We start from the raw sequence: 18286 nt of genomic DNA, 5'->3' as shown, positions 1-18286 counted from the left end.
CTCGTTAGAAGAAGCGCGGATCGTCGAAGACACCGGACGCGACGAGGTACACGTAGAAGTCGGCGAGCGCCACGCTCACCAGCGACGCCCACGCCAGCAGCATGTGGCGGGCGTTCAGCTTCCCGACGAACTGCCACATCCGGTAGCGCACGGGATGTCTGGAGAAGTGTTTGAGCTTGCCGCCGACGATGTGCCGACAGGAGTGGCAGGACAGGGTGTACGCCCAGATCAGCGCGATGTTGGCCAGAAAGACCAGGGTGCCGAGGCCCATGTGGCCCCAGTTGTAGTGCTCGTCGCGGAACGACAGCACGGTGTCGTAGGTCAGGATCCCGGCGACGACGATCGCGGCGTAGAAGAAGTACCGGTGGATGTTCTGCAGGATCAGCGGGAAGCGGGTCTCGCCCGAGTACGTCTTGTGCGGCTCGGCCACCGCGCAGGCCGGCGGCGACGCCCAGAAGCCCCGGTAGTAGGCCTTGCGGTAGTAGTAGCAGGTCAGGCGGAAACCGAGCGGGAAGATCAGGATGATGATCGCGGGGGAGATCGCCCACCAGCTGCCGAAGAGGTCGGCGTTGGGGCCCGCGTGCATGGTCCGGCAGTTCTCCGCCAGACAGGGCGAGTAGAACGGCGAGACGTACGGCGCCGCGTAGTAGTGCGCGTTCGCGAAAGCCCGCCACGTCGAGTACACGACGAAGGCGAGCAGCCCGGCGGCGGTGGCGGCGGGCGCCAGCCACCACCGGTCGGTCCGCAGGTGCGGGGCGTCGATCGCGGCGCGCGTCGCGGACCGTACGCCGCCGCTGTTCGGATGAGGTTCCGTACCAGTGGCCAACTCAGGACTCCCGGTCGGGTTCAGGGGGCGTGCCGGTCGCGGACGCCGAGTCCCTCGTCGTCCGAGTCCGTCCACAGGGCGTTGTTGTACGGGGTGTCGGAGATGGTGACGAGTTCGGGCTTGTGGGACGAGGGGCCGGCGATGGCCACCGCGCGCAGCAGCGCGACGCTCTCGCGCAGATGATCGGCGTCCGCGCGGACACGGCGCATGTCGAGCCCGCGGCTGCCTATCTGCTGCTCCAGGCGGCTCACCGACCGGGACAGATCGTCGAGGCTGCGCTGTATCGCTGTCAGGTCGTCGTGCACGGACATGACGTGACCTCACTTCCACGGGCCGTGTGGCCTTGGGTGGAGACGTTCATGCGCCTGCGAGTGTTGCGCGTCACACCTGCCGGTGTGAAGCCATGTGCAGCGATTGGCGGATTGCATGCCTCCCGTGCACACCCGTGAGCGCTCCGTGTGCGCCGGGGTTCGTGCGTTGCGCCGCACGGGTGGGCTTCCGAGCCGCCGCCGCCGTGTCGCCCCGGGCTGCTGAACCCTTTCCTCTTCAGTGGGTCAGTAGATCTGATCAACTCCAAAATACCGCCAAATGTGAACAGACCACACTCGTGTCACCGGCGGGAGCGGCTCCCCGGAGGTACCCAGAGATGTCCTACGACGGCCTCGGACCGCGCGCTCTCATGCGCTCGGTCGCCTTCCTCACCGCGGGCGCGCTCGCGGTTCCCCTGCTCGCCGCGTGCAGCTCCGAGGACGAGGCGAGCAAGCCGCTGGCCGGCCAGGACATCGCGCCGGCCGCGCGCTCCGTGGTCGCCGACGGCGGGACCCTGCACTGGGCCGTGGACGCCGTGCCGGAGACGCTCAACACCTTCCAGTCGGACGCCGACGCGACCACCACCCGCGTCGCGCAGGCCGTGCTGCCCTCGATGTTCCGGCTGGACGCGAACGGCCGCCCGCAGCGCAATCCCGACTTCCTGGAGTCCGCCAAGGTCGTCGAGACCGAGCCCCGGCAGGTCGTGCTGTACCGGCTGAACCAGCAGGCCGTCTGGAGCGACGGCCGGGAGATCGGCGCCGCCGACTTCGCCGCCCAGTGGCGCGCCCTGTCCGGCAAGGACTCCGCGTACTGGACCGCCCGCAACGCCGGCTACGACCGCATCGAGAAGATCGAGCGCGGCGACAACGACCTGGAGGTCCGGGTCACCTTCGCCCGGCCGTACGCCGACTGGCGGTCGCTGTTCTCGCCGCTGTACCCGAAGGACGTCATGGGCACCCCGGACGCCTTCAACGACGGGGCCCGGCGCAAGCTGAACGTCACTGCCGGGCCGTTCGCCGTCAAGGCGGTCGACCACAAGAACGCCGAGATCACCCTCGTCCGTAATCCGCGCTGGTGGGGGCACCCGGCCAAGCTGTCCGAGATCGTGCTGAACGCCGTGCCGCGCGACAAGCGGGCCGCCGCCCTGGCCGCCGGCACGGTCGACCTGGCCGAGATCGACTCCGGCGACGTGCAGCGCATCGCGCTCGCCGCCCGGGCGAAGGGCGCCGGCGCGCCACTGCAGGGCCCGGCCGCAGGCCGTACCGCGGCGAAGGCGCTGCGCTCCTGGGCCCTCGCGCACGGCTCCGACGAGGACGCCGCCGACGACGAGATCGACGCCCGCAAGAAGCTGACCAGGGCGATCGCGACATGGGAGACCCAGCAGGACGGCCTGCGCGGCTTCGAGGTCCGCAAGTCGCTGGAGCCGGCCTACACCCAGCTCGCCCTCAACGGCTCCGACGGCCCCCTCGCCGACGAGCGCGTCCGCCGGGCCGTCGCCCGCGCCCTCGACCGCAAGGAGCTCGCGAAGCTCGTCCTGAAGCCGCTGGGCCTGCCCACCGTGCCCGTCGGCAGCCACCTCGCCCTCTCCGGGCAGGCGGCCTACGCCGACAACAGCGGCGCGCTCGGCGACCAGGACACCGCGGAGGCGCAGGCGCTCCTCGTGTCCGCCGGCTGGGTGCCCGGCGGTCCGGTCAAGGAGCAGAAGAAGGTCGAGAAGGCGGCCGGGGCCAAGGGGGAGAAGGCCGACGACGAGTCCCCGGGCGGCGACGACGGCACCTACGTCGTCGACGAGGACAACAAGGCGAACGGCGACGCCGACCGGGAGCGGAAGCGGGACCACCACAGGGAGCAGTACGAGAAGGGCGACGAGGGGCCCCGGCACCTCGCGCAGGACGGCAAGTACAACGACAAGCACCTGCCGCAGGGCGGTGCGCCCGGCGCGTACGCCCCCAAGGGCACCGCCGCTCCGGCGGGCGCCGCGGCCGCGGCGCTGGCCAAGGACGGCAAGCCGCTCACGCTCCGCTTCGTACTCCCCTCGGGTCCCGGCTCCGCGTCCCTGCGGACCGTCGCCGACCGCATCTCCCGCATGCTGGAGCGGGTCGGTATCCGCACGGAGGTCACCAAGGTCTCGGACGAGAGCTACTTCAAGGACCACATCGCCTCCGGCCAGTTCGACCTCGCCCTGTACTCCTGGCCCGCCACCGCCTTCCCCGCCACCGACGCCCGCCCCATCTACGCCAAGCCGGTCCCGGCCGCCGACGGCTCCCTGACCGTCGAGCAGAACTACACCCGGGTCGGCACCGACCAGGTGGACCAGCTCTTCGACCAGGCGATCGCGACGCTGGACGAGGACGAGGAGAACTCGCTGATCCGCAAGGCGGACGCACGGATCTGGGCGGCGGCCGGATCGATCCCGCTCTACCAGCGCCCCCAGCTCACGGCGGCGCGGAAGAATGTCGTGAACGCGGGCGCCTTCGGCTTCCAGACCCCCGTCTACGAGGACATGGGCTTCCTGAAGAAGGGTGCGGCGGCCGGACCGTCGGGCCGTCCTTCCGCGAAGTAGGAGAAGCAGGAAAGGGACGTAGGAGATCCACCGCGCCCTCCCGGGGCCGGGAAAGCGGGTCTGAGCTGGGCGGATATGCCCTGGCGCGCCCCTGCCGCCGCAGCCCCGTACCATGGGGTGAGGCCGTGGCATGTCAAGCCCGGCAGGGCCCGCGTAACACAGACGTACGCGCAGGCCGTCCTCACCACTCCGGGAGTACGCCACACCATGGCCACGCGCCACGACATCCGCAACGTCGCCATCGTCGCCCACGTCGACCACGGCAAGACGACCCTCGTCGACGCCATGCTGAAGCAGGCCGGTGCCTTCGCGGCGCACGCCGCCGAGTCGCTCGACGACCGCATGATGGACTCGAACGACCTGGAGCGTGAGAAGGGCATCACGATCCTGGCCAAGAACACGGCCGTGAAGTACCACCCGAAGGATGGCGGCGACGCCATCACGATCAACATCATCGACACCCCCGGCCACGCCGACTTCGGCGGCGAGGTCGAGCGTGGTCTGTCGATGGTGGACGCGGTGGTCCTGCTCGTCGACGCCTCCGAGGGCCCTCTGCCCCAGACCCGCTTCGTGCTGCGCAAGGCGCTCCAGGCCAAGCTGCCCGTCATCCTGTGCATCAACAAGACGGACCGCCCCGACTCGCGCATCGACGAGGTCGTCAACGAGGCCTATGACCTCTTCCTCGACCTCGACGCCGACGAGGACCAGATCGAGTTCCCCATCGTCTACGCCTGTGCGCGTGACGGTGTGGCCTCGCTGACCAAGCCGGAGGACGGCACCGTCCCGGCCGACAGCGACAACCTGGAGCCGTTCTTCTCCACGATCCTCTCGCACGTCCCGGCTCCGGAGTTCGACGAGAAGGCCCCGCTCCAGGCGCACGTCACCAACCTGGACGCCGACAACTTCCTCGGCCGTATCGCGCTGCTCCGCGTCGAGCAGGGCGAGCTGCGCAAGGGTCAGACCGTCACGTGGATCAAGCGTGACGGCACGATGTCCAACGTCCGCATCACCGAGCTGCTGATGACCGAGGCGCTCACCCGCAAGCCCGCCGAGGTGGCCGGCCCGGGTGACATCTGCGCCGTCGCCGGTATCCCGGACATCATGATCGGCGAGACCCTCGCCGACACCGAGAACCCGATCCCGCTGCCGCTGATCACGGTCGACGAGCCCGCGATCTCGATGACCATCGGTACGAACACCTCGCCGCTGGTCGGCCGCGGCGGCACCGGCAAGGGCGCCGACGCGAAGGCGGCCGTCAAGGACCGCAAGGTGACCGCCCGCCAGGTCAAGGACCGTCTCGACCGCGAGCTGATCGGTAACGTCTCCCTCCGTGTGCTCGACACCGAGCGCCCGGACGCGTGGGAGGTCCAGGGCCGTGGTGAGCTGGCGCTCGCCATCCTGGTCGAGCAGATGCGCCGCGAGGGCTTCGAGCTGACCATCGGCAAGCCGCAGGTCGTCACCAAGCAGGTCGACGGCAAGACCTACGAGCCCGTCGAGCGCATGACGATCGACGTCCCCGAGGAGCACATGGGCGCCGTCACGCAGCTCATGGGCGTCCGCAAGGGCCGGATGGACAACATGTCCAACCACGGCTCCGGCTGGGTCCGCATGGAGTTCGTGGTTCCGTCCCGTGGCCTGATCGGATTCCGGACGGAGTTCCTCACCGGCACCCGCGGCACGGGTATCGCCCACTCCATCCACGAGGGCCACGAGCCGTGGTTCGGCACGCTGACGACCCGTAACAACGGCTCTCTCGTCGCCGACCGCTCCGGCGCCGTCACCGCGTTCGCGATGACGAACCTCCAGGAGCGCGGCGTGCTGTTCACCGACCCCGGCACCGAGGTGTACGAGGGCATGATCGTCGGCGAGAACTCGCGCTCCGACGACATGGACGTGAACATCACCAAGGAGAAGAAGCTCACGAACATGCGGTCGTCCTCGGCCGACTCGTTCGAGGCGATCGTCCCGCCGCGCAAGCTCTCCCTGGAGCAGTCCCTGGAGTTCTGCCGCGACGACGAGTGCGTCGAGGTGACCCCGGAGGCGGTTCGTATCCGTAAGGTGAACCTGGACGCCCGCGAGCGTGCCCGCGCCGCGAGCCGCGCCAAGCACGGCTGACCTGCCACCCCCCTCAGGGGCCGGCTTCGAGACCCGGCTCTCCGCTTCGGCGGAGAGCCGGGCTTTCGACGTACCCGCCGCCGAGCGAAGTTGGCGGGATCCTTCGGGTCGCGTTAAGGGGCAGCAGACCCCGTGTTCGGATATCGGAGATCGTGCCTTCACGTTTCGGACATGTAAACAAAATTAAGTTCACTTATGTCCGAAATGCCGCCCTGGCGTCTCAGGTGTCAAGCGCGCACAGGTGTCAATCGTCGCAATTTTTGCTCAAAATATTGACGATAGGGAGATCCCTACGTCTTCCGCCCTTGACGCGCGTTGAACTCCTTGGCGAAAGTTCCACCAAACCACAGAACCTGCCGGTATCTGTGCTGCGCTCAATTCTCCAACCCCCCGGGGGGAAGAACACTCATGACCAGTCCAGCCAAGGCCGAGGGCTCCGGGCCGTCGATCGCCTTGGACCCCGAGCTCGAGTCGAAGCCCGAGCCTGTCAAGGGCGAGAAGAAGCTTGAGGGTCGTTCCCCCGGCCAGTTGATGTGGCAGCGCTTCAAGCGTGACCGTACCGGTGTCATCTGCGCGGTGGTAGTGATTTTGTACTTCGCCATCGCTCTGCTGTCGCCGCTGCTCACCAAGCTGAGCGGGACCAATCCGTACACGCTGTACGGCCAGGACCCGACGTACGCGGACAAGCCCGTCCTGGACGAGTTCGGGCTTCCGCTGGGCTGGTTCGGCGGGCTCTCCGGGGAGCACTGGTTCGGTGTCGAGCCGCAGTACGGACGCGACGTGTTCGCCATGCTGGTGTACGGCATGCGGACCTCGCTGTTCATGGCTCTCGGTGTCACCGTCCTGCTGATGGTCACCGGCGTCATCATCGGTCTGATCGGCGGCTACTTCGGCGGCCGCACGGACTACTGGATCGGCCGGGTCACGGACTTCTTCCTGTCCTTCCCGCAGCAGCTGTTCTTCATCGCCTTCATGCCCGTCGTGACGGCGTTCTTCGTGGACCCGCGCGAGGAGACCCCCACATACTTCCGCGCGCTGGCGATGCTGATCGTGCTGTGGCTGCTGGGGTGGATGGGCATGGCGCGCCTGGTGCGCTCGACGGTGCTGTCCCTGCGTGAGCGGGAGTTCGTCGAGGCCGCCAAGGTCTCCGGCGCCTCGCCCTGGCGGATCGTCCGCAAGGAGATCCTGCCGAACGTGGTGACGCCGATCCTGGTGCAGTTCACGTACCAGCTGCCCAGCACCATCCTCACCATCGCCTTCCTCTCGTTCGCGGGTGTCGGCTTCGTCGAGCCGACGCCGGACTGGGGGCGACTGTTCGCCGCTGGTTCCGACTACGCCCAGCAGGACCCGGCCTTCATCTTCTTCCCGGGCATGGCGCTGGTGATCTTCGTCCTGGCCTTCAACCTCCTCGGAGACTCGGTCCGGGACGCCTTCGACCCCAAGTCCGGGCGGTAGATCGTCCATTGGTGGGGGGTGACTGCCGCCCCCGCGTCGGCCTACCAGCCGCGTCAGGCAGTACTCATGGATAACAACCGACAGGTAGGTGCTTACGCCAACATGAAGTCGTTCACTTCGCGCAGAGCGCGCGCCATCGTGGTCGCGATCGCGGCCGGTTCCCTCGCGCTCACCGGATGCTCGGAGAACAAGGGCAGCAATTCCGGAGCCGACTCCAAGAAGGACCAGAAGGAGGCGTCGACCCAGTCGAAGGCGGTCACCTACGCCGACGCGGCCGGCTCCACCGGCCCCGCCCCGGAGGTCACCGGCGCCAAGAGCGGCGGCACCATCCAGGTCTACCAGGAGGCGGGCCTCTCCCACCTCGACCCGAGCCAGATCTACGTCTCGGACGCCGGCCAGGTCGCCAACCTGCTCTTCCGTCGCCTGACGCAGTTCAAGGAGGACGACAAGGGCAACGTCTCGGTCGTGGGTGACCTCGCCACCGACTCGGGCAAGTCCTCCGACGGCGGCAAGACCTGGACCTTCACGCTGAAGGACGGCGTCAAGGACTCGAACGGCAGCGCGATCACGTCCGCCGACGTCCGTCACACCGTCGAGCGCCAGTTCGCGAAGTTCATCTTCGACGGTCCGCCCTACCTGCAGACCTGGCTCGCGGGCGACAAGTACGCCGGCGACTACCGCAAGCTGCTGCCGGGCGGCGGCTTCGACGGCAAGCACCTGCCGGCCTCCGTCCTGGACACCCCGGACGACAAGACCGTCGTCTTCCACTTCGACACCGCTCGCCCGGACCTGCCGCAGACGCTGGCCATGGCCGGCTACGGCATCGTCCCGGAGAAGACGGACACGAAGGAGAGCTACGACAAGGCTCCCGTCGCCACCGGTCCGTACAAGATCGCCTCGTACAAGATCGGCAAGTCCCTGGTGCTCACCAAGAACACCAACTGGGACCCGAAGACGGACTCCGTGCGCCACCAGTACCCGGACGGCTTCAACTTCCAGTTCGGCGTCACCGAGTCGACCCAGACCAAGCGTCTGATCGCCGACCAGGGTGACGACAAGAACGCCATCCAGCTCACCGGTGCCGTCGAGGCCACGCAGATCCAGGACGTCATCGGCAACGCCGCGGTCAACAAGCGCACGGTCAAGGGTTACCAGCCCTACGTCATGCAGCTGTCCTTCAACCTGGACCGGGTGAAGGACAAGAAGGTCCGTGAGGCCGTCACCTACGCCGTCAACTCCAAGTCCCTCATCGCCGGTGAGGGCGGCGCCTACGGCGGCGACGTGGCCCCGAACTACTTCGCCCCGACCCTGCCGGGCTACGAGGCGACCTACGACCCGTACGGCCGTCTGAAGACGCCGCAGGGCAACATCGCGAAGGCCAAGGAGATCCTCAAGGACGTCCCGGCCGCCGAGAAGAAGGTCGTCTTCGCCTACGCCAACAGCGAGGCGGGCCAGAAGCGCAAGGTCGCCATCGAGGACGCCCTGACCAAGGTCGGCTTCCAGGTGGTCTCCAAGGAGGTCGACTCCGCGAGCTACTACGAGCAGATCGGCAAGCTCGACAACCCGTACGACATGTACATCACCGGTTGGGGCCAGGACTGGCCGTCGGCCGGCACGGTGATCACGCCGGTCTACGACCCGGCCCAGGTCGCCGACGGTTCGCCGAACTACTCGCACGTCAAGGACCCGAAGGTCGCGGAGCTCATCAAGAAGGCTCTGACCCAGGAGCCGACCGAGGCCGCGAAGACCTGGAAGGAAGCGCAGCACTACCTGCTGGAGACCGTCCTTCCGTCCGCCCCGCTCTGGTACACCAAGCAGTTCCAGCTCTCCGGCTCGAACATCGGTGGTGCCCGCTACGGCTCGGTGTCCAGCCTCATCGACATCAACCAGCTGTACCTGAAGTCGTAACTCTCTACGGCTGATCGCGGGGGCGCGCACCAGGCGGAGCGCGCCCCCGCACTTCCGCGAAACCTCCCACCGTCTCCGCAGAGAGCAGCCTTCCCGCCATGCTTCAGTTCATAATCCGGCGCACGGTCGGTGCCGTCGTCACCTTGTTCCTCCTCGGCGCCGCCACCTTCTTCCTGTTCGTCGCCGCGCCCTCCGACTACGCCTCCCTGGCCTGCGGCAAGGACTGCTCTCCTCAGAGACTGGAGGACATCCGCCAGGCGCTCGGTCTCAACCTGCCGCTGCACCAGCAGTTCTGGGACTTCATGTCCGGCATCGTGCTGGGCCGTGACTTCCCGACCGGTCACTGCAACGCCCCGTGCCTCGGGGTGTCGTTCTACTCGGGCGACCAGGTGTGGTCCACGATCCTGGACCGCTTCCCGACCACCCTGACGCTCACCGCGGGTGGCGCGATCGTCTTCCTCGTCGTCGGTGTCGGCGCGGGCATGCTCGCCGCCTACAAGCGGGGCAAGCTGATCGACAAGGTCGCCACGGGTGCCTCGATGGTGCTCAGCTCGTTCCAGATCTACTTCCTCGGCCCGATCGTGCTGATCATCTTCGTCTACAGCACGGGCTGGATGGCCAACCCCGCGTACCACCCGATCACCCAGGACCCGGTCGCCTGGTTCACCGGCATGCTGTTGCCCACGCTCGTGATGGCCACCATCTTCACGGCGCAGTACACACGTATGGCACGTTCGTCGATGATCGAGCAGCTCGCCGAGGAGCACGTGCGCACCGCCCGGGCCAAGGGCATGTCCAGCAAGTACGTGTTCTTCCGTTACGCGTGGCGCGGCGCGATGATCCCGATCGTCACCGTGCTCGGCATCGACATCAGCAGCATGCTCGGTGGTGCCGTCGTGACCGAGCTGACCTTCTCCCTCCAGGGGATCGGCCGCCTCGCCGTGGACGGGGCGTCCCACAAGGACCTGCCGCTGACCATGGGCGTCATGCTGTTCGGTGCCTTCTTCATCCTGATCTTCAACATCCTCACCGACATCGCGTACGCCTACATCGACCCGCGCGTCCGGCTCTCCTAGGAAGAACGAACCACCGTGACCACACTGACCAAGACCGAGGACGCGCCGGCCCCGACCGGTCCGGAGAGCTTTCTCTCGGTGCGCGATCTGAGGGTGCAGTTCTCCACCGAGGACGGCATCGTCAAGGCGGTCGACGGCCTCTCCTTCGACGTCGAGCGCGGCAAGACCCTGGGCATCGTCGGCGAGTCCGGCTCCGGCAAGTCCGTCACCAACCTGACGATCCTGGGTCTGCACAACCCGCGGAACACCACGATCGAGGGCGAGATCGTCCTCGACGGCAAGGAACTCGTCACGGCCACGGAGAAGGAGCTCGAGCAGCTCCGTGGCAACAAGATGGCGATGATCTTCCAGGACCCGCTGACCGCGCTCTCGCCGTTCTACACCGTGGGCCGACAGCTGTCCGAGCCGTACAGGAAGCACACCGGCGCCTCCAAGAAGGAGGCCAAGGACCGGGCGATCCAGATGCTGGAGAAGGTCGGCATCCCGCAGCCCAAGGTGCGCTTCGACGACTACCCGCACCAGTTCTCCGGCGGTATGCGCCAGCGCGCGATGATCGCCATGGCGCTGATGTGCGACCCCGACCTGCTGATCGCCGACGAGCCGACCACCGCACTGGACGTCACCGTGCAGGCCCAGATCCTGGACCTGCTCAAGGACCTCCAGCAGGAGTTCGGCTCCGCGATCGTCTTCATCACCCACGACCTCGGCGTCATCTCCACCATGGCCGACGACCTGCTCGTGATGTACGCGGGCCGGGCCGTCGAGCGCGGCAGCGTGCGTGAGGTCATGCGGGAGCCGCGACACCCCTACACCTGGGGCCTGCTCAGCTCCATGCCGCGGCTGGACAGCGACGTCAACGAGGCGCTCACGCCGATCCCCGGCTCGCCGCCCTCGCTGCTCAACCCGCCGACGGGCTGCCCCTTCCACCCGCGGTGTGTCTTCCGCAGCGAGGTGCCGGGCACGCTGTGCACCGACTCCCGGCCGCCGCTGGGCGCGGGCCGCGCGGCCGCGTGCCACCTGACGGCCGAGCAGAAGCAGACCATCTTCATCGACAAGATCCAGCCCCGGCTGCGCTAGGGAGAACCGAGACATGAGCGACAACCTCACCCTCCCGACACAGCAGGGCCCAGCCGACGCCTCGCCCGCCGAGACGCTGCTCGAGGTCCAGGGCCTGACGAAGCACTTCCCGATCTACGGCGGCTTCCCGATCAAACGGAAAGTCGGCGCGGTGCAGGCCGTCGACGGTGTCGACCTGACGGTCGGCGTCGGCGAGAGCGTCGGCCTGGTCGGCGAGTCCGGCTGCGGCAAGTCGACCACGGGCCGGCTCATCACCCGCCTGCTGGAGCCGACCGCCGGCAAGATCACGTACGCCGGTCAGGAGATCACGCACGCCTCGCGCCGTCAGCTGGCGCCGGTGCGGTCCGAGATCCAGATGATCTTCCAGGACCCGTACTCGTCGCTGAACCCGCGGCAGACCGTCGGCGCGATCATCAAGTCGCCGATGGAGGTCAACGGGATCGAGCCGGCCGGCGGCCGGGAGAAGAAGGTCCGCGAGCTCCTGGAGCTCGTCGGCCTCAACCCCGAGCACTACAACCGCTTCCCGCACGAGTTCTCCGGCGGTCAGCGTCAGCGCATCGGCGTGGCCCGCGCGCTGGCCCTGAACCCGAAGCTGATCGTGGCGGACGAGCCGGTCTCCGCGCTGGACGTGTCGATCCAGGCGCAGGTGGTGAACCTGCTCAAGAAGGTCCAGGACGAGCTGGGTATCGCCTTCCTCTTCATCGCCCACGACCTCGCCATCGTCCGGCACTTCTCGCAGCGCGTCGCGGTCATGTACCTCGGCAAGGTGGTCGAGGTCGGCGACCGGGACTCGATCTACAACCGGCCGCGTCACCCGTACACGCACGCTCTCCTCTCGGCGGTGCCGGAGGTCGAGATCGACGACGAGACGGAGCCCCGTGAGCGGATCCGCCTCTCCGGCGACGTCCCGTCCCCGATCCACCCGCCGTCCGGCTGCCGCTTCCGCACCCGCTGCTGGAAGGCGCAGGACAAGTGCGCCACGGAGGAGCCCCCGCTGGTCCAGATCTCCGGCAACCGCGCCGGTCACCTGACGGCCTGCCACTTCCCGGAGGACCCCACCACGGAGGCCCGCGACGAGGACGTCGTCCTCGACCCGGCCCTGAAGGCGCTGGAGGAGTCCGCCGCGCAGGAGTGACTCCGCGGTACGCGTAGCCCGCCGACCGGGGCGGGGGTGAAGCCACCCCCGCCCCGGTCGTGTGCGTTGAGGAGCAATCCTCCCCCGAAACGGGTGAGTGCGTGTGCGTTATGCACCTTTTGAGGTGATATTGACCGATAAAGGGTCAGCGTTTCGGCGCTGGCGGCACAGCGCAGTCATGCGCGTTCCTGAGGAGGCACTCCATGCGCGGAGCCACGCACGCCACATGGGCCGTATGCGCGGCGGCGGCAGCGCTCGCGGCGACGGCCTGCGGAGGCGGGGGCGGCGGCGACACCGGCGCGGTGCTCAGTTCCTCCTGGGGAGACCCGCAGAACCCGCTGGAGCCGGCCAACACCAACGAGGTGCAGGGCGGCAAGGTCCTCGACATGATCTTCCGGGGTCTGAAGAAGTACAACCCGGAGACCGGCAAGGCCGAGGACATGCTCGCCGAGAAGATCGACACCTCGGACTCCCAGAACTTCACCATCACCATCAAGGACGGCTGGACGTTCAGCAACGGCGAGCCCATCACCGCCAAGTCCTTCGTGGACGCCTGGAACTACGGCGCCAGTCTGAAGAACAACCAGAAGAACGCGTACTTCTACGGCTACATCGACGGCTACGACAAGGTCCATCCGGAAGGCGGCAGGCAGAGCGCCGACAGGCTCTCCGGTCTGAAGGTGGTCGACGACAAGACCTTCACCGTCAAGCTCCGCCAGAAGTTCTCGACCTTCCCCGACACCCTCGGCTACCCGGCCTACGCCCCGCTCCCGAAGGCGTTCTTCAGCGACCACGCGGCCTGGGTGAGCAAGCCCGTCGGCAACGGCCCGTACGCCATCCAGTCCTACACCAAGGGCTCCCAGATGGCCCTGACCAAGTGGGACGCGTACCCCGGTGACGACAAGGCCCAGAACGGCGGGGTCACCCTCAAGGTCTACACCGACAACAACACCGCCTACACCGACCTGCTGGCCGGCAACCTCGACCTGGTCGACGACGTGCCCGCCGCCCAGCTCAAGAACGTCAAGAACGACCTCGGCGGCCGGTACATCAACGCCCCGGCCGGCATCATCCAGACCCTCGCCTTCCCGTACTACGACAGCGCCTGGAACAAGAGCGGCTCGGACAAGGTCCGCAAGGGCCTGTCCATGGCGATCAACCGCGACCAGATCACCAACACGATCTTCCAGAAGACTCGCACCCCGGCCAGCGACTGGACCTCACCGGTGCTCGGCGAAGCCGGCGGTTTCCAGGACGGCCTGTGCGGGGGCGCCTGCGACTACAACCCCACCGAGGCCAAGAAGCTGATCAAGGAGGGCGGCGGCCTCCCCGGCGGCCAGGTCAGGATCACGTACAACGCGGACACGGGCTCGCACAGGCAGTGGATCGACGCCGTCTGCAACTCCGTCAACAACGCCCTCGGCAACGACAAGGCCTGCGTCGGGAACCCGGTCGGCACCTTCGCCGACTTCCGCAACCAGATCACCGCCAAGAAGATGAGCGGCCCGTTCCGCGCCGGCTGGCAGATGGACTACCCGCTGATCCAGAACTTCCTCCAGCCGCTCTACTACACCAACGCCTCCTCCAACGACGGCAAGTGGTCCAACGCGCAGTTCGACAAGCTCGTCGACCAGGCCAACGCCGAGACCGACACCGCCAAGGCGGTGAGCACCTTCCAGGACGCCGAGAAGGTCGTCCGGGACAACATGGCCGCCATCCCGCTCTGGTACCAGAACGGCAGCGCCGGCTACTCCGACCGCCTGTCCAACGTCAAGCTCAACCCGTTCTCCGTCCCCGTCTACAACGAGATCAAGGTCGGCTGAGCCGCCATGGGACGCTACGTCGTCCGGCGCCTGATCCAGATGATCCCGGTGTTCATCGGCGCCACCCTGCTGATCTTCCTGATGGTGAACGTGATGGGCGACCCCATCGCGGGCCTGTGCGGCGAGCGGCAGTGCGACCCGGCCACGGCCGCCCAGCTGAAGAAGGAGTTCGGCCTCGACAAGCCGGTCTGGCAGCAATACCTGACCTACATGGGGAACGTCTTCACCGGCGACTTCGGTACGGCGTTCAACGGCCAGCCGGTCACCGAGCTGATGTCGACCGCGTTCCCGGTCACCGTCCGGCTGACCATCGTCGCGATCCTCTTCGAGGTCGTCGTCGGGATCACCCTGGGCGTCGTCACGGGCCTGCGCCGCGGCCGGCCCGTCGACACCGGGGTGCTCCTGCTCACCCTCGTCGTGATCTCCGTCCCCACCTTCGTCACCGGCCTGCTGCTCCAACTGCTGCTCGGCGTCCAGTGGGGCTGGATCAAACCCTCCGTCTCCACGGACGCCGGCTTCGGCGAGCTGATCGTGCCGGGCCTGGTGCTGGCCTCCGTCTCGCTGGCCTACGTAACCCGGCTGACCCGCACCTCCATCGCGGAGAACAAACGGTCCGACTACGTCCGTACGGCGATCGCCAAGGGCCTGCCCAGGCGCCGCGTCGTCACCCGGCACCTGCTGCGCAACTCCCTCATCCCCGTGGTCACCTTCATCGGCACCGACATCGGCGCCCTGATGGGCGGCGCGATCGTCACGGAGCGGATCTTCAACATCCACGGCGTCGGCTACCAGCTCTACCAGGGCATCCTCCGCCAGAACACCCAGACCGTCGTCGGCTTCGTGACCGTCCTCGTCCTCGTCTTCCTGGTCGCCAACCTGCTCGTCGACCTCCTGTACGCCGTACTCGACCCGAGGATCCGCTATGCCTGAGCAGCCGTACGAACCGGAGGGCGTGATCGCAGGCACCGGCATGGGCGGCGCGATGGACCTCGCCGCCAGCGAGGCGGAGACCCTGGAGCGGCATCCATCAGCCGCCTCCGGCGGACGGGCACCCGGAGGCCCGGAAGGCACGGGCCCCGCCGGCAAACCCCGCTCCCTCTGGTCCGACGCCTGGCGCGACCTGCGCCGCAACCCCGTCTTCATCGTCTCCGCGCTGGTCATCCTCTTCCTGGTCGTCATCTCCCTGTGGCCCTCGGCGATCGCCTCCGGCAGCCCCCTGAAGTGCGACCTCGCCAAGGCCCAGGAGGGCTCCCAGCCCGGCGCCCCGTTCGGTTACGACGGCCAGGGCTGCAACGTCTACACACGCACCGTCTACGGCGCCCGTACGTCCGTCACGGTCGGCGTCTGCGCCACGCTCGGGGTCGCGCTCCTCGGGAGCGTCCTGGGCGGCCTCGCGGGCTTCTTCGGCGGCATCTGGGACTCGGTCCTGTCCCGGATCACCGACGTCTTCTTCGCCATCCCGGTCGTCCTCGGCGGCCTGGTCCTGCTGTCCGTGGTCACCAGCAACACCGTCTGGCCGGTCATCGGGTTCATGGTGCTGCTCGGCTGGCCGCAGATCTCCCGCATCGCCCGCGGCGCCGTCATCACCGCCAAGCAGAACGACTACGTCCAGGCCGCCCGCGCCCTGGGCGCCTCCAACTCCCGGCTGCTGCTGCGGCACATCACACCGAACGCGGTCGCACCGGTGATCGTCGTGGCGACCATCGCGCTCGGCACCTACATCGCGCTGGAGGCGACCCTGTCGTACCTGGGCGTCGGTCTGAAGCCGCCCAGCGTGTCCTGGGGGATCGACATCTCCGCCGCCTCGCCCTTCATCCGCAACGCCCCGCACGCGCTGCTGTGGCCCTCCGGCGCGCTGGCGCTCACCGTCCTGGCGTTCATCATGCTCGGCGACGCGGTGCGCGACGCCCTCGACCCGAAGCTGAGGTGACGGCGCCATGCTGCTCGAAGTGCGTGACCTGCACGTGGAGTTCCGGACCAGGGACGGGATCGCCAAGGCCGTCAACGGCGTCAGCTACGGCGTCGACGCGGGCGAGACCCTCGCCGTGCTCGGCGAGTCCGGCTCCGGGAAGTCCGTCACCGCGCAGGCGGTCATGGGCATCCTCGACATGCCGCCCGGACGGATCACCGGCGGCGAGATCCTCTTCCAGGACCGGGACCTGCTGACGCTGAAGGAGGACGAGCGGCGCAAGGTGCGCGGCGCCGAGATGGCGATGATCTTCCAGGACGCGCTGTCCTCCCTGAACCCCGTGCTCTCCGTGGGCGACCAGCTCGGCGAGATGTTCGTCGTGCACCGCGGGATGTCGCGGAAGGACGCGCGGACGAAGGCCGTCGAGCTGATGGACCGCGTCCGCATCCCGGCCGCCAGGGAACGGGTGCGGCAGTACCCCCACCAGTTCTCCGGGGGCATGCGCCAGCGCATCATGATCGCGATGGCGCTGGCCCTCGAACCGGCCCTCGTCATCGCCGACGAACCCACCACCGCCCTCGACGTCACCGTCCAGGCCCAGGTCATGGAGCTGCTCGCCGAGTTGCAGCGCGAGTACAACATGGGGCTGATCCTGATCACCCACGACCTGGGCGTGGTCGCGGACGTCGCGGACCGGATCGCCGTCATGTACGCGGGCCGGATCGTGGAGCAGGCCCCGGTCCACGACATCTACAAGGCGCCCGCCCACCCCTACACCCGGGGCCTGCTGGACTCCATCCCCCGCCTGGACCAGAAGGGCCAGGAGCTCTACGCCATCAAGGGCCTCCCGCCCAACCTCATGAACATCCCGCCGGGCTGCGCCTTCAACCCCCGCTGCCCCATGGCCCAGGACGTGTGCCGGACCGACGTACCACCCCTGTACGAGGTCTCCGCCGACCGCGTGAGCGCCTGCCACTTCTGGCGGGAGTGCCTGCATGGCTGAGCCGATTCTGGAGGTGAGCGGGCTGGTCAAGCACTATCCGCTCACCCAGGGCATCCTGTTCAAGAAGCAGGTCGGTGTGGTGAAGGCCGTCGACGGCGTCGACTTCACCCTGGACCGCGGCGAGACCCTCGGCCTCGTCGGCGAGTCCGGCTGCGGCAAGTCGACGGTCGCCAAGATGCTGGTCAACCTGGAGAAGCCGACGGCCGGTTCGATCAAGTACAGGGGCGAGGACATCACCCGGCTGTCCGGGAAGGCCCTGAAGGCCGTACGGCGCAACATCCAGATGGTCTTCCAGGACCCCTACACCTCCCTCAACCCCCGTATGACGGTGGGCGACATCATCGGTGAGCCGTACGAGATCCACCCGGAGGCGGCCCCCAAGGGCGACCGGCGCAGGAGGGTCCAGGAGCTGCTGGACGTGGTCGGCCTCAACCCCGAGTACATCAACCGCTACCCCCACCAGTTCTCCGGCGGCCAGCGCCAGCGCATCGGCATCGCCCGGGGCCTGGCCCTGCGCCCCGAGGTGATCGTCGCCGACGAGCCGGTCTCCGCGCTGGACGTGTCGGTGCAGGCGCAGGTCGTCAACCTGATGGAGAGGCTCCAGGACGAGTTCGAGCTCTCCTACCTCTTCATCGCGCACGACCTGTCGATCGTGCGGCACATCTCCGACCGGGTCGCGGTGATGTACCTCGGCCGGATCGTGGAGATCGGCAAGGACGCCGAGATCTACGACCACCCCACGCACCCCTACACCCAGGCCCTGCTCTCCGCGGTCCCGGTCCCCGACCCCGACGCCCGGGAACACCGCGAACGCATCATCCTGGCGGGCGACGTGCCGTCCCCGACCGACATCCCCTCCGGCTGCCGCTTCCGCACCCGCTGCTGGAAGGCCCAGGAGCGCTGCGTCCTGGAGGTACCGGCCCTGGCGGTCCCTGCCGAGTTCACGCTCTCCACCGGCCCGGCCGCGCACGACTCGGCCTGCCACTTCGCGGAGGAGAAGCGGGTGGTACCGCCCGAGGAGAGACCGGACGATCATGCCGACGGGACGGCATAGCAGCACAAAAGCCCATCAACCGCGTTAACACGC

The 18286-nt window shown here is 68.0% G+C and carries 14 protein-coding genes; 12 read left to right on the top strand and 2 right to left on the bottom strand.

What is annotated here, in order from left to right; all coding sequences use genetic code 11:
• Nucleotides 1-4: 4 nt before the first annotated feature.
• Both ACFY16_RS09505 and ACFY16_RS09500 read right to left on the bottom strand, forming a co-directional pair.
• Nucleotides 5-826: a hypothetical protein gene (locus ACFY16_RS09505; protein WP_390646516.1), complete on the bottom strand. Its 822-nt coding sequence runs from the start codon at nucleotides 824-826 to the stop codon at nucleotides 5-7.
• 20 nt (nucleotides 827-846) lie between these two features.
• Nucleotides 847-1137, bottom strand: a complete 291-nt coding sequence (locus ACFY16_RS09500; protein ID WP_351148742.1) for a hypothetical protein — start codon at nucleotides 1135-1137, stop codon at nucleotides 847-849.
• Between the two features lie 335 nt (nucleotides 1138-1472).
• Between ACFY16_RS09500 and ACFY16_RS09495 the strand changes: the two genes are divergently transcribed.
• From ACFY16_RS09495 to ACFY16_RS09440, 12 genes are all read left to right on the top strand, one after another.
• Nucleotides 1473-3698 carry an ABC transporter family substrate-binding protein gene (locus ACFY16_RS09495; protein WP_390646515.1) on the top strand — a complete coding sequence of 742 codons (2226 nt, stop codon included), beginning with the start codon at nucleotides 1473-1475 and terminating at the stop codon, nucleotides 3696-3698.
• Nucleotides 3699-3905: 207 nt separating this feature from the next.
• Nucleotides 3906-5813, top strand: a complete 1908-nt coding sequence (typA, locus tag ACFY16_RS09490) for a translational GTPase TypA (RefSeq protein WP_390646514.1) — start codon at nucleotides 3906-3908, stop codon at nucleotides 5811-5813.
• A gap of 408 nt (nucleotides 5814-6221) precedes the next feature.
• Nucleotides 6222-7268 (top strand): ABC transporter permease, encoded by a 1047-nt coding sequence (locus tag ACFY16_RS09485; protein WP_390646513.1) that lies wholly within the window; start codon nucleotides 6222-6224, stop codon nucleotides 7266-7268.
• Nucleotides 7269-7370: 102 nt separating this feature from the next.
• Nucleotides 7371-9176, top strand: a complete 1806-nt coding sequence (locus ACFY16_RS09480; protein WP_390646512.1) for an ABC transporter substrate-binding protein — start codon at nucleotides 7371-7373, stop codon at nucleotides 9174-9176.
• 98 nt (nucleotides 9177-9274) lie between these two features.
• Nucleotides 9275-10252, top strand: a complete 978-nt coding sequence (locus ACFY16_RS09475; RefSeq protein ID WP_390646511.1) for an ABC transporter permease — start codon at nucleotides 9275-9277, stop codon at nucleotides 10250-10252.
• A 15-nt stretch (nucleotides 10253-10267) separates the two neighbouring features.
• The gene (locus ACFY16_RS09470) at nucleotides 10268-11329 is read left to right on the top strand and encodes an ABC transporter ATP-binding protein (RefSeq protein WP_390646510.1); all 1062 of its coding nucleotides are present in this window, start codon (nucleotides 10268-10270) and stop codon (nucleotides 11327-11329) included.
• A gap of 13 nt (nucleotides 11330-11342) precedes the next feature.
• Nucleotides 11343-12464, top strand: coding sequence for an ABC transporter ATP-binding protein (locus tag ACFY16_RS09465; protein ID WP_390646509.1), 1122 nt, complete (start codon nucleotides 11343-11345; stop codon nucleotides 12462-12464).
• 203 nt (nucleotides 12465-12667) lie between these two features.
• Nucleotides 12668-14287: an ABC transporter substrate-binding protein gene (locus tag ACFY16_RS09460; RefSeq protein ID WP_390646508.1), complete on the top strand. Its 1620-nt coding sequence runs from the start codon at nucleotides 12668-12670 to the stop codon at nucleotides 14285-14287.
• A 6-nt stretch (nucleotides 14288-14293) separates the two neighbouring features.
• Nucleotides 14294-15217: an ABC transporter permease gene (locus ACFY16_RS09455; RefSeq protein WP_390646507.1), complete on the top strand. Its 924-nt coding sequence runs from the start codon at nucleotides 14294-14296 to the stop codon at nucleotides 15215-15217.
• Nucleotides 15210-16217, top strand: coding sequence for an ABC transporter permease (locus ACFY16_RS09450; protein WP_390646506.1), 1008 nt, complete (start codon nucleotides 15210-15212; stop codon nucleotides 16215-16217). Before ACFY16_RS09455 ends, ACFY16_RS09450 begins: the two co-directional genes overlap by 8 nt.
• Nucleotides 16218-16224: 7 nt before the next feature.
• Nucleotides 16225-17199, top strand: a complete 975-nt coding sequence (locus ACFY16_RS09445; protein WP_390646505.1) for an ABC transporter ATP-binding protein — start codon at nucleotides 16225-16227, stop codon at nucleotides 17197-17199.
• The gene (locus ACFY16_RS09440; protein WP_390646504.1) at nucleotides 17192-18253 is read left to right on the top strand and encodes an ABC transporter ATP-binding protein; all 1062 of its coding nucleotides are present in this window, start codon (nucleotides 17192-17194) and stop codon (nucleotides 18251-18253) included. Before ACFY16_RS09445 ends, ACFY16_RS09440 begins: the two co-directional genes overlap by 8 nt.
• Nucleotides 18254-18286: the final 33 nt, after the last annotated feature.

This window comes from Streptomyces sp. NPDC001315, from assembly GCF_042896175.1.
Taxonomy (GTDB): domain Bacteria; phylum Actinomycetota; class Actinomycetes; order Streptomycetales; family Streptomycetaceae; genus Streptomyces.
Note: the sequence above shows the minus strand (reverse complement) of the source record. Positions and strands in the feature narration are given on the sequence as shown.